The sequence below is a fragment of the Psychrobacter sp. CAL346-MNA-CIBAN-0220 genome (genome assembly GCF_040309805.1).
GTDB lineage: Bacteria > Pseudomonadota > Gammaproteobacteria > Pseudomonadales > Moraxellaceae > Psychrobacter.
The window spans coordinates 1-263 of sequence record NZ_JBEOPF010000390.1 but is presented as its reverse complement, the minus strand read 5'-3'; the positions used below and the strand labels follow the sequence as shown (position 1 = coordinate 263).

Below are 263 nucleotides of genomic sequence, written 5' to 3'. Positions count from 1 at the left end.
ATTAAAAATAGTGCCGTCATCAAACGTAATCACGAAACCAAGGTTATTACTGCTGGCAACTATTGCACCAGTCGGCACAACTTGACCGAGTTGTAGTTCCTTAGTTTCATTGTTAATCGTTATTGTTACTGAACCTTCCGAAGCAGAAAGTATTCCATTTTTTGACGTAGTCATTGATCCCATTTGAAGCTCCCAACAGCTTTAATACACTTATAATACCAATACATTAATATGCATAATATATGCTTAATTAAATACTAGTA

1 protein-coding gene is annotated in these 263 nt (G+C 34.6%); it reads right to left on the bottom strand.

Annotated elements, in window-relative coordinates; all coding sequences use genetic code 11:
* The coding region (locus tag AAEY88_RS14085) for a hypothetical protein (protein ID WP_350563379.1) at window positions 1-183 on the bottom strand (183 nt) is incomplete at its 3' end.
* Window positions 184-263: the final 80 nt, after the last annotated feature.